The 15,358-nt window shown below is 71.6% G+C and carries 12 protein-coding genes; 9 read left to right on the top strand and 3 right to left on the bottom strand.

All coding sequences use genetic code 11. From position 1 onward, the window contains the following. Positions 1–1,358 (top strand): ATP-binding protein (locus tag NJ376_RS23820; protein WP_252955782.1); only part of this gene is annotated, 1,358 nt, incomplete at its 5' end. Positions 1,359–1,583: 225 nt separating this feature from the next. Further along, positions 1,584–2,627, top strand: a complete 1,044-nt coding sequence (gene recA, locus NJ376_RS23815) for a recombinase RecA (RefSeq protein ID WP_252955781.1) — start codon at positions 1,584–1,586, stop codon at positions 2,625–2,627. Between the two features lie 115 nt (positions 2,628–2,742). Here the strand turns inward: recA and NJ376_RS23810 are convergent, their stop codons facing one another. Continuing rightward, positions 2,743–4,176 (bottom strand): NAD-dependent succinate-semialdehyde dehydrogenase, encoded by a 1,434-nt coding sequence (locus tag NJ376_RS23810; protein ID WP_252955780.1) that lies wholly within the window; start codon positions 4,174–4,176, stop codon positions 2,743–2,745. Between the two features lie 267 nt (positions 4,177–4,443). On the opposite strand from NJ376_RS23810, the gene NJ376_RS23805 reads away from it, so the two are divergent. The 5 genes from NJ376_RS23805 (at position 4,444) to NJ376_RS23785 (ending at position 8,985) form a co-directional block, all read left to right on the top strand. Beyond that, a complete protein-coding gene (locus NJ376_RS23805) occupies positions 4,444–4,770 on the top strand; it encodes a hypothetical protein (RefSeq protein WP_252955779.1) in 327 nt (108 codons plus the stop codon). A 650-nt stretch (positions 4,771–5,420) separates the two neighbouring features. Then, entirely contained in the window at positions 5,421–5,804 is a 384-nt protein-coding gene (locus NJ376_RS23800; protein WP_252955778.1) for a MarR family transcriptional regulator, read from the top strand. Between the two features lie 861 nt (positions 5,805–6,665). After that, positions 6,666–7,508 (top strand): CoA transferase subunit A, encoded by an 843-nt coding sequence (locus NJ376_RS23795; RefSeq protein WP_252955777.1) that lies wholly within the window; start codon positions 6,666–6,668, stop codon positions 7,506–7,508. Further along, the gene (locus NJ376_RS23790) at positions 7,505–8,158 is read left to right on the top strand and encodes a 3-oxoacid CoA-transferase subunit B (RefSeq protein WP_252955776.1); all 654 of its coding nucleotides are present in this window, start codon (positions 7,505–7,507) and stop codon (positions 8,156–8,158) included. Before NJ376_RS23795 ends, NJ376_RS23790 begins: the two co-directional genes overlap by 4 nt. A gap of 221 nt (positions 8,159–8,379) precedes the next feature. Then, entirely contained in the window at positions 8,380–8,985 is a 606-nt protein-coding gene (locus NJ376_RS23785; RefSeq protein WP_252955775.1) for a 2-hydroxychromene-2-carboxylate isomerase, read from the top strand. A gap of 36 nt (positions 8,986–9,021) precedes the next feature. On the opposite strand, the gene NJ376_RS23780 is transcribed toward NJ376_RS23785, so the two are convergent. Next, on the bottom strand, positions 9,022–10,650 hold the full coding sequence (locus NJ376_RS23780) for an inorganic phosphate transporter (protein ID WP_252955774.1): 1,629 nt from the start codon (positions 10,648–10,650) through the stop codon (positions 9,022–9,024). Positions 10,651–10,823: 173 nt separating this feature from the next. Between NJ376_RS23780 and NJ376_RS23775 the strand changes: the two genes are divergently transcribed. Both NJ376_RS23775 and NJ376_RS23770 read left to right on the top strand, forming a co-directional pair. Then, positions 10,824–12,425 (top strand): zinc-binding metallopeptidase family protein, encoded by a 1,602-nt coding sequence (locus NJ376_RS23775; protein WP_252955773.1) that lies wholly within the window; start codon positions 10,824–10,826, stop codon positions 12,423–12,425. Next, positions 12,422–14,701, top strand: a complete 2,280-nt coding sequence (locus tag NJ376_RS23770) for a xanthine dehydrogenase family protein molybdopterin-binding subunit (RefSeq protein WP_252955772.1) — start codon at positions 12,422–12,424, stop codon at positions 14,699–14,701. Before NJ376_RS23775 ends, NJ376_RS23770 begins: the two co-directional genes overlap by 4 nt. Before the next feature lie 93 nt (positions 14,702–14,794). Here NJ376_RS23770 and NJ376_RS23765 read toward each other — a convergent pair whose 3' ends face one another. After that, complete coding sequence (locus NJ376_RS23765) at positions 14,795–15,244, bottom strand: RrF2 family transcriptional regulator (RefSeq protein WP_252955771.1); 450 nt, start codon at positions 15,242–15,244, stop codon at positions 14,795–14,797. Positions 15,245–15,358 lie beyond the last annotated feature (114 nt).

Raw genomic sequence — 15,358 nt, 5'->3', positions numbered from 1 at the left:
CGCCGCCCCTTGCCGCCGCCCCGGCCGATCCGGTGGCGGCCGCCGACACCGCCTGGGACGTCACGGCGACGCCCTGGCCCGCGGCGGGCGGCGCGCTGCTGCTGCGCATCGCCGACCGCACCGCGGAGCGCCGGGTGGAGGCGCGGCTGGCCACCGCCGACCGGTTCGAGACGGTGGGCCGGATGGCCGGCGGCATCGCGCATGACTTCAACAACCTGCTGGCCATCATCCTGGGCAGCGCGGCGGCGCTGCGGGAAGCGGGGCTGCAGCCCGGCCAGGCCGGGGATCTCGGCACGCTGGAGGAGGCGGCGCGGCGCGGCGCGGGCCTCGTCGCGCAGCTTCTCGCCTTCGCCCGGCAGCAGCCGGTGGCGCCCCGGATCCTGGAGCTGAACGCCGCCCTGCTCGGCCTGGCACCACTGCTGCGCCGGCTGCTCGGCAGCCGGATCGCGCTGGAGCTGGCGCTGGAGGAGCCGGGCCGGCGGGTGCGGATCGACCCCGGGCAGCTCGACCAGCTCCTGCTGAACCTCGTTGCCAATGCCCGCCAGGCGATGCCGGAGGGCGGGCGGCTGCGGATCGCCACCGGCCATGCCGTGGTGCTGCGGGCGGCGGGGGAGGGGGCGGGCGGCCTGCCGCCCGGGCGCTATGCGGTGCTGGAGGTGGCCGACAGCGGCGGCGGTATCCCGCCCGAGATCCTGCCCCGCCTCTTCGAGCCCTTCTTCACCACAAGGCCGGAGAAGGGCGGCACCGGGCTGGGCCTCGCCACGGTGCAGGGCATCGTCGCCCAGGCGGGCGGGCAGATCGGCGTGACCAGCCGGGTGGGGGAGGGGACCTGCTTCCGCATCCACCTGCCGCGGCAGGACGCCCCGGCGGAATGGCCCGCGCCGGAGCCCGAGGCCGCCGCGCCGCCGCCAGCCGGGGCGGGTCGGGGCCCGGTGCTGCTGGTGGAGGACGAGCCGCCCCTGGCCAAGCTGGGGGAGCGGCTGCTGCAGCGCGCCGGTTATGAGGTGGTGGTGGCCGATTGCGCCGAAGCCGCCCTGGAGGCGGTGGCGGCGGGGCTGGTGCCGGCGGCGCTGGTCAGCGACGTCGCCATGCCGGGGGAGGATGGGCTGGTCCTGGCGCGGCGGCTGCGGCAGCTCTGGCCCGGCCTGCCGGTGCTGCTGCTCTCCGGCTACGCGGAATCCCTGCTCGGCGCCCCGCCGGCGGCGGAGGGGTTTCGCTTCCTTGCCAAGCCCTTCGCCCCGGCAGGGCTGCGGCAGGCGATGGCGGAACTGCTGCCCGGGGCGGCCCAGGGGGGAGCCCCAGGGGCAGAAGCGAGGGCAGAAGCGAGGGCGGAAGCGGGGGCCGCGGAGAGCGGATAAAATCCGCTCTCGCGACCCGATGTTTACTTAATGTTCTTGTCTGCGGCCTGCCCCGAGGGCATATTGTGTCCAGCGCAGCAGGGGCTGCGGAATAAGTTGCGATACAGTTCCAATGCCAAGCCTCTGCGTGTTAACGTTCCGGCGACACAACCCGAGCTTCTGCAAGTCTCGGTTGTGCCGCGTCAGGGTCGGGGCAGTGGCGCGCAACAGCGGGGATAATCAAGGATGGACAAGGGAAAGGCGCTCGACGCCGCGCTGAGCCAGATCGAGCGGGCCTTCGGCAAGGGTTCCATCATGAAGATGGGCGCGCGCCAGGCACAGGATGGCGAGATCGAGGTGGTCTCGACCGGCTCCCTCGGCCTCGACATCGCGCTCGGCATCGGCGGCCTGCCGAAGGGCCGCATCATCGAGATCTACGGTCCGGAAAGCTCGGGCAAGACGACGCTCGCGCTGCACGCGATCGCCGAGGCGCAGAAGAAGGGCGGTACCTGCGCCTTCATCGACGCCGAGCATGCGCTCGACCCCGGCTATGCCAAGAAGCTCGGCGTCGATGTCGATAACCTGCTGATCAGCCAGCCCGATGCGGGCGAGCAGGCGCTCGAGATCTGCGACACGCTGGTGCGCTCCGGCGCCATCGACGTGCTGGTGGTGGACAGCGTCGCGGCGCTGGTGCCGCGGGCGGAGCTCGAGGGCGAGATGGGCGACAGCCATGTCGGCCTGCATGCGCGCCTGATGTCCCAGGCGCTGCGCAAGCTGACCGGCACCGTCTCCCGCTCCAACTGCCTGCTGATCTTCCTGAACCAGATCCGGCTGAAGATCGGCGTCATGTTCGGCAACCCGGAGACGACCACGGGCGGCAATGCGCTGAAATTCTACGCCTCGGTCCGCCTGGAGATCCGCCGCATCGGCGCCATCAAGGACCGCGAGAGCGTGGTGGGCAACCAGACCCGGGTGAAGGTGGTGAAGAACAAGATGGCGCCGCCTTTCCGCGTCGTCGATTTTGACATCATGTATGGCGAGGGCATCTCGAAGCTCGGCGAGCTCATCGATCTCGGCGTGAAGGCCGGCATCGTCGAGAAGTCCGGGGCCTGGTTCAGCGCCGAGGGCCAGCGGATCGGCCAGGGGCGGGAGAATGCCAAGCAGTTCCTGCGGGACAACCCGCAGATCGGCGCCGCCATCGAGCAGAAGGTGCGGGCCCAGGCGGGCGTCGTCGCCAATGCCATGCTGGTGGGCGGCGAGGAGAACGAGGACGCCGCGGCCGCCGAGTGACCGGCCGGGGAAGGCGCTGTCTTCCCCGGATCCCATCCGCCTATGGGAGGTGGACGCGCTGCGTCCACCCCCTTTGGCTTCCCGGACCGGCCTTCGCGGCGGCGCGTGAGCGGGATCAGGCCGTTCCCGCCACGCGGTGGGAGACGTTCTTCGTCACCGTGTAGCAGGCCAGCCCTTCGCTGCCGCCCTCCCGCCCATAGCCGCTGTCCTTCACCCCGCCGAAGGGCGTCTCCGGCACCGAGGCGACGAGGTGGTTGATGGAGAGATTGCCGCACTCCACCTCCTCCGCCAGCCGGTCCACATTCGGCGCCGATTGGGTGAAGGCATAGGCGGCGAGGCCGTAGGGCAGCGCATTGGCGCGGGCGATCGCCTCCTCGATGCCGCGAGTGCGGCTGATCAGCGCCAGCGGGCCGAAGGGCTCCTCCCGCATCGCCAGCGCATCCTCCGGCACATCGGCCAGCACGGTCAGCGGGAAGAGGCAGCCGCGATTGCCCTGGCGCTCGCCGCCCGCCAGCACCCGCGCGCCGCGGGCGACGGCATCGGCGACCAGCCGCTCCATCGCCTCCACCCGGCGATGATTGGCGAGCGGCCCCATCGCCACCGCCGGGTGGAGCCCATTGCCGATGCGCAGCTGCCGCGCGGCCTCACCGAAGCGCGCGGCGAAGCGGTCGTGCACCGCATCCTCCACGAAGAAGCGCGTCGGCGAGACGCAGACCTGTCCCGCATTGCGCGACTTCACCAGCGCCGACATGGCCGCCGCCGCCTCCGGATCCGCATCGCCGCAGACGATGACCGGGGCATGGCCGCCGAGCTCCATGATCACCGGCTTCATATGCGCCCCGGCCAGGGCCGAGAGCTTCTTGCCCACCGGCACCGAGCCGGTGAAGGTGACGAGCCGCACCTCCGGGCGTGGAATCAGGTATTCGGAGATCTCGCCGGGCACGCCGAAGACCAGGCTCAGCGCCCCCGCCGGCAGCCCGGCATCGAGGAAGGCCTGCACAAGGAACTGCGCGCCGGCCGGCGTCTCCTCCGAGGCCTTGAGAATGATCGGGCAGCCGGCGGCGAGTGCCCCGGCCACCTTCCGCGTCGGCGAACTCACCGGGAAATTCCACGGCGCGAAGCCGGCGACGAGGCCGATCGGCTCCCGCAGCACGATGTGGCGCATGCCGGGCTCGGCGGGGATGACGCGGCCATAGGCGCGGCGGCCTTCCTCGGCATCCCAGTCGATGATGTCGGCGGCGCGCTGGACCTCGACCCGCGCCTCGGCGCGCGGCTTGCCCTGTTCCAGCGTCACCGCCTCGGCGATGGCGTCGGCGCGCTCCCGCAGCAGGGCGGCGGCGCGGCGCATCACCTCGGCCCGGCGAGCGGGGGCGGTGCGGCGCCAGGCGCGGCCGCCGGCGATGGCGGCGTCCAGCGCATCCGCCAGGTCGTCCGGCGTGGCGTGCGGCAGCTCGCCCAGCACGCTGTCGTCCAGGGGATTCAGTACGGGCCGGCCGGGCCGGCTGCGCCATTCGCCGCCGATGCAGAGCTGGAGCTGGGGATAGGGCATGGAGTCCTCCTGCGCGACGTCGTTATAAACAATCGGATATAACGACCTGCAAGGCAGGGCAAGGGGGCGTGCGCGTGTCGGCCTGCTTTACAGGGGCAGGGGGGCCGGCCCCCGTTATGCCACAAGATGTTGAATTCAGGCCCGGCGTTCCATGGCATGGGTTTTGCCCATCCATGCCGATCTGCCCCCTGGCTGCCGCAGGGCGCCAAGGCCGCGCCCCCGTGGTCAGCGCCCGGGCCGGGGCTCGCTGCCGGTCCGGAGATATGGATGAAGGCCAAGCCGATGCTCCCCGAAGCCGATCGTCCACACCTTCCCCGGCGCAGCCGCCGCCTGCCGGATACGATCCTGGCGGCGGTTCACCGGGCCTGCGACGAGGGCAGGCTGGACCTGGCCGGCAAGCTGCTGGCGGTGGGGGAGGAGGCGATGGCCGCGGAGGCGGATCTCCGCCGCCGTCGCCAGGACATCTGGGGGCTCATCGCGGCGTATGAGCGGCTGTGGCATCTGCGCCAGAGCGCCGCGCTGGCGCCGGAGGCGCTGCTGTCCGGGCGCTGGGGCTTCACCGCCGGGCTCGCCCTGGCTGCAGCCGAGGGCTGACGCCCGCCGCGCCATTCCCTCACGCCGGCCGGCATGGGAGGACCGGCGGTCGGGTGCGACGCGGCGTGACGGGCAGGCGCCATGGCGTAACCCCTTCTTTCTGCCGTGCGGACCCGTGTTCTGGCGCCCCGGCCGGCCCGGGACCGGCAGGCCACCGGGCGTAAGGGTTGGCGCCAGGGGATTGCCTCGGCCGCATGCGAGGCGATTCCGGCGGCGCGGCCGGAGGCAAGCCCGGCTTGCCACCGCGACCAAGCGGCGGGGGAAGCCGCGGCAATCCTGCTGACCGAAGCGGCGGGAAGCGGGTGCAGAGTCGCGCTCCGCCCCGGGGCCCATCCGGAAGGCCAAGGAGAGGGACGGCAGCGGCGGCCATGGCTGCCGCCGGCAACGCCGCTGGCCCGGCACACCGCCGCCCCGAACGGAGCGGCGCAATGAGGTTCGGGTCGAAAGTTGATAACACCCTCGCGATAAGACCGTTTGCTCCGGCATTTCCTCTCGAAAGCGGCCGCATTCCGCTTAAGATACCCTTATAAGTTGTGTCTTCTTACGGAATACACGTTGATATGGAATGCAGGCGACACGATGCCGTCTGCATCCATGCTCGATACTTGCCCCCGCCGGGGGCGATCCAGGAAGGACAGGCAGGAACGGTCATGAACCTCTCGGACGACGCCCACGGGCTGGCGCATGTGCTGCGCGAAACGATCCTGGCCATGGTGCGGCGCGACGGGGCCGACCTTTCGGCCCGTCAGCTCGCCGTGCTGCTGACGGTCTACCTGACTGAGGGGCCGCACACCGTGCGAGGCCTGGCCGCGGAGCTGCGCGTCTCCAAGCCCGCCATCACCCGCGCCCTCGACCGGCTCGGGGAGCTGGATTTCGCCCGGCGCAAGACGGACCCGCTGGACCGTCGCAGCGTCATCGTTCAGCAGACCGCGGCGGGGCAGACCTTCCTCAAGGAGCTGCGCGCCAACATGGCCGCGGCGGCCCGTGGCGAGAGCAGCAGCCGCACCGCCACTGCCGCTGCCGAAGCGGCCTGAGCCGAAGGGCCGCTTCCCCGGGGCCGATGGCCCCAGGGTGGGCGGCCATGCCGCGGCGGTCGGCCGCTGTCGCCGCTTGCGGGCGGCGGAGGGCCGAACCTGCCGGCTTCTGGCCACCGCGCCGCCAGGGCTGACCGGGCCGGCAGGTGGCGTGCCCCGTCCGCCAGCGCGATGGCGCCACCCCATCCTCCATCGGCAGGGCCTTGGACGAGGCTGACGCCTGCTTGGCCGCCACGCCGATCCCCGCGGTCCGGCATGCCGGGGCCTGCGCAGCCGCATGATCGCGCCGGCGTATTCGCCGCCCGCGTCGCCGGCAGCCCGCCCGGCTTGGCCTCCAATCCGGCGGCATTTGCCGCCTGCCCGGCGATGTCGGCCATGCCGTGCAGCCTCTCATCCCCGGAGATCGGGCGGGCCTCGGCGGCGATGCGGGCCGCCAGGCCGTCTCGCGCGTCATCCGCCAGAGGCTGCTCCGGATAGTCCAGCATGCAAAGCGGCATGGCGCGGCGGACGCGCAATGCCGCATCCCGGTCCCAGGCTGTGTCTGCATCGTCGGATAAATGGACGTCAGACCGGGCCCCGCTCGCGCCGCCGCCACCGTAGCGAGGGTGGCGGCGGGATGGCCTGTCCTCTGGATGGCGGGCGCCGAAGCGTCGTGCGTCATCGCCGCCCCATGCCCGGCAGCAGCTTCCCCGCCATGGGCGGCGCGGGGCGACCTCGTCCCAGCCCTCCTGCCCGTCCCCGCCTACCGCCCGCACCGGCAGGCTCCCCGCCACCCGCCCTCTTGTGGGGCAGGGCGCATAGGGTGGCAGCGCGCCGGGGGGCAAAGGGCCAGCCACCCGGCGCGACCAAGCGGCGTGGCGGGTGCATCGCCAGCAGCGCAGCACGCCCTGCCGGCCCTGGGCAAGCTGGACGCGCAGCGCGGACCGCGCCACCCTGCCGCGCAACGGAGAGGAGGAGACGCCGCGCATGGCAAGGAACAAGGTTTTCGGCAGCTTTGCCGAGGCGGTGGCGGACATCCCGGACGGCGCCACCATCGCCTTCGGCGGCTTCGCCGGCCCGGGCACGCCCTACAACCTGACCAAGGCGCTGCTGGAGCAGGGGGCCAAGCGCCTGACCTGCATCGCCAATACCACGGGCGGCGCGCATCAGCCGCGCATGCCGGATATCGGCATGCTGGTGGAGAACGGCCAGGTGGCGAAGGTGATCTGCGCCTTCACCGCTGCGACGCGCCCGACCGACCAGCTGCCCTTCACCCCCTATTACGAGCGTGGCGAGGTGGCGGCCGAGCTGGTGCCGCAGGGCACGCTGGCCGAGCGGCTGCGCGCCGCCGGCGCCGGCATCCCGGCCTTCTACACGCCCACCGCCGTCGGCACGGAGCTGGCCGAGGGCCGCGAGACGCGCATCATCAACGGCCGCGAATACCTGCTGGAATACGCGCTGCCCTGCGACGTCGCCTTCATCCGCGCCTGGCGCGCCGATACCGCCGGCAACCTGCAATTCCGCCTGGCGCAGCGGAATTTCTGCCCGCTGATGGCCACCGCCGCGAAGCTGGTGGTGGTGGAGGTGGAGGAGGAGATCCTGCCCGCCGGCAGCCTGGACCCCGACCACATCCACACCCCCGGCATCTTCGTCCAGCGCATGGTGAAGATTCCGCCCGCCCCCGAGGGGCTCTGGACCGTCCGCCGGCAGGAGCGCGCGCGATGAGCAGCACGACGGAGACCAAGGGCTGGGACCGCCAGCAGATGGCCGACCGCCTGGCCAACGAGTTCCAGGATGGCTGGATCGTCAATCTCGGCGTCGGCATTCCGACGCTGTGCAGCAACACCGACATTGGCGACCGCGACATCATCTACCACGCGGAGAACGGCGTCATCGGCTACGGCCCGGTGCTGCCGGCGGGGCAGGAGGATCTGCACCTGGTGAATGCCGGCGGGCAGAATGTCTCGCTGAAGCCGGGCGCGGCGATCGTCCACCATGCGGACAGCTTCGGCATCATCCGCGGCGGCCGGATCGATGTGACGGTGATGGGGGCCTATGAGGTCTCGGCCGGCGGCGATTTCGCCAATTGGAAGCTGGCCGGCCAGCTGGGCGGCGGCATCGGCGGTGCCATGGACCTGGCGGCCTGCGCGCAGCGGGTCTTCATCATCCTGGAGCATACGACGCGGAAGGGGGAATCCCGGCTGCTGCCGCGCTGCACCCTGCCGGTGACGGCGCGCGGGGTGGTGACGCTGGTGGCGACCAATCTCGGCCTCTTTGCACCCAATGGCGGCGGCTTCACGGTGAAGGAGCTGGCGCCGGGGGTGAGCTTCGAAGAGGCGCAGGCGAAGACGGCGGCGCCCTTGACCGCGGGTTGAGGAAGGGCTCCGCCCTCCCTCAAACTCCCCCCTCGCCAAAGGGCCGGTTGGACGCAGTGCGTCCAGCCCCTTTGAACCCTCGAGGCGGCAGGCTGAACCTGCCCGCTCAAACTCATGGTTTCCAAAGGCCCTTCGGCCTTTGGCGGGGTGGGCCCGAGAGGGGTTGCGCCGCAAGGCGCGCCTCGCGGCGCGACGCCCCTCGCGGACCGAGGAGACCACGCATGGCGCTGCATATCGACTACTATGCTTCCCTGAACTCCCCCTGGACCCATCTGGGTGCCGCGCGCATCGAGGCGCTGGCGGCGCAGCATGGCGCCAGCCTGCGCATCTGGCCGGTGGATTTCGGCACCATCTTCCCTGCCTCCGGCGGCTTCCCGCTGCCGAAGCGCAGCCCGCAGCGCCAGGCCTACCGGCTGCAGGAGCTGGCGCGGTGGCGGGAGCATCTCGGCATTCCCATCCACATCCGGCCGAAGCACTTCCCGGCGAAGGAGCTGCCGGCGGCCACCTGCGTCATCGCGGTGCGGGAGACGATTGGTGACGCGGAGGCCATCCGCCTCGGCCACCGCATCCTCAAGGCCTGCTGGGAGGATGAGCTGGACCCGGGCGACCTGCCGACCCTCGGCCGGCTGATCGCCGAAGTGGGGCTGGAGGCGGAGAAGGTGCTGGCCCTGGGCCAGGAGCCGCGCTGGGCGGAGAAGCGCCTGGCCGATACCCAGGCGGCGCTCGACCGCGGCGTCTTCGGCGCGCCCACCTATGTCATCGGCGAGGACCTGTTCTGGGGCCAGGACCGGCTGGAATTCGTCGCGAAGCGGCTCGCCCGCGGCTGAGCCATGGGGCGGGGCGCCCGACCCCGCCCGCCCGTTTCAGAACAGCACGCGGAACAGGGCGTAGAGCGCGCCCGCCAGCAGCATCGCCGCCGGCAGGGTCAGCACCCAGGCCAGCGCGATGTTGCGCACCATGGACCATTGCAGGCCGGAGCCATTGGCCGCCATGGTCCCGGCGACGCCGGACGACAGCACATGCGTGGTCGAGACCGGCAGCTTGAAGGCGTCCGCCGCGCCGATCGTTGCCGCCGCCACCAGCTCCGCTGCCGCGCCCTGGGCATAGGTGAGGTGGGTCTTGCCGATCCGCTCCCCCACCGTCACCACAATGCGCTTCCACCCCACCATGGTGCCCAGGCCAAGCGCGATGGCGACGCCCACCTTCACCCAGATCGGGATGTAGCGGGTGCTGGCCTCCAGCAGCTCGCGGTACTGCCGCAGCGTCGCCGTCTCCGCCGCCGCCAGCCCGGCATTGCCCTGCCGCTGCAGCACCTGCAGCAGGTCGGAGGCGAGGTACATGTCGTTGCGCACATTCGGCGTCTGCGCGGCCGGGATGGTGCGCAGCCCGCCATGCCGCTGCACCTGCCCGGCAATGTCACCGGCCAGGACGGAGAGGGCGGCGAAGGTCTCCGCCCCATGCGGCTCCCGCGTCTGCACCGCCTCCGCCACCTTCGCCCGGGCGGTGCTGAGCTCCGGCATCGTCTCGCCGGCGGCGTGGGCGTTGAAGACGGCGCGCGCCTCTTCCGTCATTGCGACGAAATGCGGCGTGGCGGAATTGGGCATGGTGCGGTTCAGCGCATAGGCGGTGGGGACCGCGCCGATCAGGATCAGCATGATCAGCCCCATCCCCTTCTGCCCGTCATTCGAGCCATGCGCGAAGGAGACGCCGGTGCAGGTGAGGATCAGCAGCCCGCGGATCCAGAAGGGCGGCCGGCTGTCGCCTTCCGGTGCCCGGTACAGTGCCGGCACCCGCACCGTGAGCTTGAGCGCGAGCAGCAGCAGCGCCGAACAGCCGAAGCCGACCAGCGGGCTGAGCAGCAGCGCCTCGAACACCCCGCGCGCCTGGGTCCAGTCCACGCCCGAGGTGGCGGTGCCGGTGGGCGCCAGCATCTGGTTGGCGAGGCCGACGCCGATGATGGAACCGATCAGCGTGTGGGAGGAGGAGGCCGGCAGGCCGAAGGCCCAGGTGCCGAGATTCCACAGGATGGCGGCGATCAGCAGCGCGAAGATCATGGCGAAGCCGGCGGCGCTGCCGACCTGCAGGATGAGCTCGACCGGCAGCAGGTTCAGCACGCTGTAGGCGACGCCGCCCGCCGAGGCCAGCACGCCGAGGAAGTTCCACAGCCCGGACCACACCACGGCCGCATGCGCCGGCAGGCTGTGGGTGTAGATCACCGTCGCCACCGCATTCGCCGTGTCGTGGAAGCCGTTGACGAATTCGAAGCCCAGCGCGACCAGCAGGGCGAGCGCCAGCAGGCCGAAGACGCCGAGTTCCAGCGGCGGGCTGCCGGCCTCGGCAATGTCGCCCTGAAGGCTGTAGAGGATGTAGGCGAGGCCGGCGACGAGGACGCCGACGAAGCCGATACCGATGGCGGGATGCGGCCGCGCATCGAGCGAGGGGCGGCGGACGGCATCGCCGGCCGCCCCGGGCAGGGCAACGGTGTCTGACATGGCGGTCCCCTGATGGAGATCCCGGCCCCCGGGACATATCCTGCCGCCGCGGCCGGCGGCAGCCGCCAGGGCCGGCCGGGACCGCAACGTCATTGAGGCATCATGCGAGCCGGCCGGTGGTTTCCAGCCCTGCCATCCTTTCGTTACCATCGGCGGCCTGCAGGGAGAGCGTGATGTCCCAACTCGAAGCCGCCCGTGCCACCGCGCTCGACTGGATCGGCGCGAATGAGGCGCGGCTGTCCGCCTTCAACCGCCGCATCTGGGAGTTCGCCGAGCCCGCCTGGCGCGAATACAAATCCGCCGCCGCCTATGTGGAGTTGCTGCGGGCGGAGGGGTTCGAGGTGGAGGCGGGCTCGGGCGAGATGCCCACCGCCTTCGTCGCGCGCTGGGGCCAGGGCGGCCCGGTGCTCGCCAGCTTCTCCGAATACGATGCCGTGCCCGGCCAGAACCAGGATGTGGTGCCCTACCCGAAGCCGCGGGACGGGCTGCACCCCTATGCCGCCGGGCATACGGACCCGCATTCCTCGCTCGGCACCGCGGCGCTGACCGGCATCCTCGCCGCCAAGGCCGCCTTCGCCGCCCATGGCATTCCCGGCCGGCTGGTGCTGTTCGGGGAGCCGGCGGAGAAGGTCTGCGGCTCCAAGCCCGTCCATGCCGCCAAGGGCTATTACGACGGCCTCGACGCCGCCGTGGTCTATCACCCGCATCTGCAGAACACGGTGACGGCGGAGACGCAGTTCGGCGCCTATTGGTCCGCCGTCTTCACCTTCGAATGCCCGTCGCCCGAGAGCTGGATCGACAAATCCCTGCTGCCGATCCGCGACGTCTCCCACGCCGCCGCCCGCGCCCCCGGCGCAATCGACGCGCTGATGCTGATGTACATGACGACCAAGACGACGAAGGAGGCGATGTTCCCGCATGCCGGCGCCTGGACGCTGAACGAGTGCATCCTGGCCGGCGGCGACGCCACCTCGGACAACCTCGCGCCGCGCTTCACCCAGATCCAGTATTCCTGGCGCGCCTCCGACCTGAAGATCATGCAGCAGATCACGAAGGTGCTGGAGAACAATGCCCGCAGCGCGGCGATGGCGACGCATTGCCGCGCCTCGATCCGCTGGGTGACGAAGACGCGCGTCGGCCTGGCCAATACGGTGCTGACGGAAGCGACCTGGGCGAACCTGCAGGCGGTGGGCGCGCCCGGCTACAACCAGGAGGCGCTGGGCTTCGCGCGGGAGATCCAGCGCAACCTCGGCCTGACGCCGATGGAGGAGCCCTTCGCCCCGGCCAACCTCAAGCTGACGCCGCCCGAGGAATTCGAGGCCGGGCTGCGCCGCTTCCTGCCGGAATGGCAGCACCACCTCTCGGCCGACGATTACGTGGAATTCTGCTGGCACTGCCCGACCGTCCGGCTGCTGACGGCGCGGCCCCGGCTGAAGGCGCCGGACCCGAATTACGATTACCCCGGCTGGACCTACAATGCCCTCGGCGGCCTGCCCTCCGCCATCGACCCCGGCATGTTCGTCGCCGGCCGCACCATGGCGCTGACCCTGGTGGACCTCGCCGCCAAGCCCGGGCTGCTGGCGGCGGCGCAGGCGGAATGGCGCCACCGCACGGGCGGCGGCATCGGCGGCAGCAAATGGGTGCCGCCCCTGCTGCCGAAGGATTTCGTCCCGCCCGTCGACCTGCGCTGGCCGGAATACGTCACCACCGCCCGCGGCGAGGAATGGTGGGTGCCCACGCCCCTGCCGGGCGGCGGCAATGGAGACCCGCTGTGAGCCGCCGCGAGGACCAGCGCTTCCTCACCGGCCAGGGGCGCTACCTGGCGGATCTGATCCCGGCGGATGCGCTGCACGCCGCGGTGCTGCGCAGCCCGCACGCCCATGCCCGCATCCTTGCCATCGACACCAGCGAGGCGCGCGCCATGCCCGGCGTGCGCCTGGTGCTGACCGGCGCCGACTTGGCGGAGGAAGGGCTCGGCCCGCTGCCCTGCCCGGCCCAGGTGGCGACCCTGGCGCCAATCATCATCCCCGCCCGCCATGCCCTGGCGCGGGATCAGGTGAAGCATGTCGGCGAATGCGTCGCCTTCGTCGTGGCCGGAACGGCGGCGCAGGCGCGCGACGCGGCCGAGGCGATCCTGGTGGAGTACGAGCCGCTGGATGCCGTGGTGGAAAGCCGCGCCGCCCTCGCCCCCGATGCGCCCCAGCTCTGGCCGGAAGCCCCCGGCAACATCGCCTTCCGCTTCGAGCGCGGCGACCGCGCCGCTATGGAGGCTGGCTTCGCCGCCGCCGCCCATGGCGTGGAGCTCGACCTCATCAACAACCGTGTCCACGCCGTGCCGATGGAGCCGCGCGGCGCGGTGGCGCGCTATGCGGACGGGCGCTTCGATCTGCTCTTCTCCGGCATGGGCGTGCACAATATCCGCCGCCAGCTCGCCACCGCGGTGTTCAAGCTGCCGGAGGATGCCTTCCGGCTGCATTGCCCGGATGTCGGCGGCGGCTTCGGCGCCAAGAATTTTCTCTTCCCCGAATATGTCTGCCTGCTCTCCGCCGCGCGGCGGTTGGGCGCGCCGGTGGCCTGGGTGGGCGAGGCGACGGAGGAGTTCACCGCCTCCGTCCATGCCCGCGACTATCGCGGCACGGCGAAGCTGGCGCTGGATGCGGAGGGCCGCTTCCTCGCCCTGCATGCGCGGATGGTCGGCGATCTCGGCGCCTATTGCTCGGCCAACGGTCCGGCCTGCCCGACCAATTCCGTCTCCACCGCCATCGGCGGCATCTATGCCATTCCCGCCATCTTCCTCGAGGTGACGGGCGCCTTCACCAATACCCTGCCGGTCGATGCCTATCGCGGCGCCGGCAAGCCGGAAGCGAATTACCTGACGGAGCGGCTGGTGGAGGCGGCGGCGCGGGCGCTGGGGCGGGACGCGGTGGAGATCCGCCGCGTCAACGCCATCGCCGCCTTCCCCTATCGCAGCGCCACCGGGATGCTGATGGATTGCGGCCGCTTCGGCGAGAACCTCGCCGATCTGGAGGCGCTGGCCGATCGCGCCGGCTTCGCCGCCCGCCGCGCCGAGAGCGAGTCGCGTGGCAAGCTGCGAGGTCTCGGCATTGCCGGCTTCCTCGAGACTTCCCGCGGTGCGCCGCATGAATGGGCGGCGGTGCGCTTTGCCCCGGACGGCATGGTGGACCTCGCCATCGGCACGCAGTCCAACGGCCAGGGGCATGAGACCAGCTTCCCCCGCATCGCCGCCGGGCATCTCGGCCTGCCGGCGGAGCGCTTCCGGCTGGTCCAGGCGGATACCGCGCAGGTGACCTTCGGCAATGGCCATGGCGGGGCGCGCTCGCTGCATGTCGGCGGCACGGCGCTGGTGATGGCAATGGACAAGGTGCTGGAGAAGGCCCGGCTGCTCGCCGCCCATCTGCTGCAGGCGGCGCCGGAGGCGCTGGTCTTTGACGGCGGCCGCTTCACCCTGCCTTCCACCGGTCAGGAGATGGCGCTGGAGGCACTCGCCACCGCCGCCCGCGACCCCGCCCTGCTGCCGGAGGGCATGAGCCCCGGCCTCGATGCCGAGGCGAAGAACCTCTCGGAACTCGTCACCTTCCCCGCCGGCGCCCATGCGGCGGAGGTGGAGGTGGACCCGGAGACCGGCCAGGTCGCCCTGCTGCGCTACCGGGCGGTGGATGATTACGGAAGGCTGATCGACCCCGTGCTGACCACCGGCCAGGTGCAGGGCGGGCTCGCCCAGGGCATCGGCCAGGCGCTGCTGGAGGAGGTGGCCTATGAGGCCGGCTCCGGCCAGATCCTCTCCGCCTCCTTCATGGATTATGCCCTGCCGCGGGCGGAGGATCTGCCGGACCTCGACATCACCCTGCGGGAGCTGCCCACGGCATCGAACCCGCTTGGCGTGAAGGGCGTGGGGCAGGCGGGGGCGATCGGCGCGCCGCAGACCGTGGTGCATGCCGTACTGGACGCGCTGCGGCCGCGGGGCGTGACGCATCTGGACATGCCGCTGACGCCGGAGAAGGTGTGGCGGGCGCTGAACGCCGCACGGTAGCGAGGGGAGCGCTGCTCCCCTCGCGCTCCCCCAGGCCAGGGGCCGAAACCCCCTCGACCCTTTGCGCCCGGGAGCGCGAGGCGCCGCCGGCGGTCAGATCACGAAGTTCAGCGGCTCCACGGTCGGCCGCTTCACCCCGGCGGCGGCAGCGCGCTTGATGAGGTCTGCCACCGTCAGCCGCGCCAGATGGTCGCGGCACAGCGCCTCCATCTCCGCCCAGAGCGGATGCACCACCGCGGCCTGCAGCCGCCCGGCCGGGGCCTCGGCATTGCCGCCATCCTCGTCCAGCACCGTCGCCACGATCTCGGCCAAGCGCAGTTCCCGCGGCGGCCGGCCCAGCCGGTAGCCGCCCTTCGGGCCACGGATGCTGTCCAGCAAACCGGCGCGGGAGAGGTTCTGCAGAACGGGCTCGATGCCCCGCCGCGCCTGGCCCAGGCGCTCGGCGATGTCGGCGGCGCTCACTGCCTCGCTGCGGCCGGCATGGAAGGCGACATCCAGCATGATCGCGACCGCGGTCATGGCGCGTTCCCGCCGCAGCAACATCCGTGAGGCCCTCCCCAACTTCCACGCTTCATTGGCGTGATTATGGGGGAAGCGGCAGGGCCGGGCCAGCCCCGCCCGGCTGAAAATCACGCAAGCTGCGGGTTTTTGCGGCAC

Source organism: Siccirubricoccus soli, from assembly GCF_024178315.1.
Classification (GTDB): Bacteria; Pseudomonadota; Alphaproteobacteria; order Acetobacterales; family Acetobacteraceae; genus Siccirubricoccus; species Siccirubricoccus soli.
Note: the sequence above shows the minus strand (reverse complement) of the source record. Positions and strands in the feature narration are given on the sequence as shown.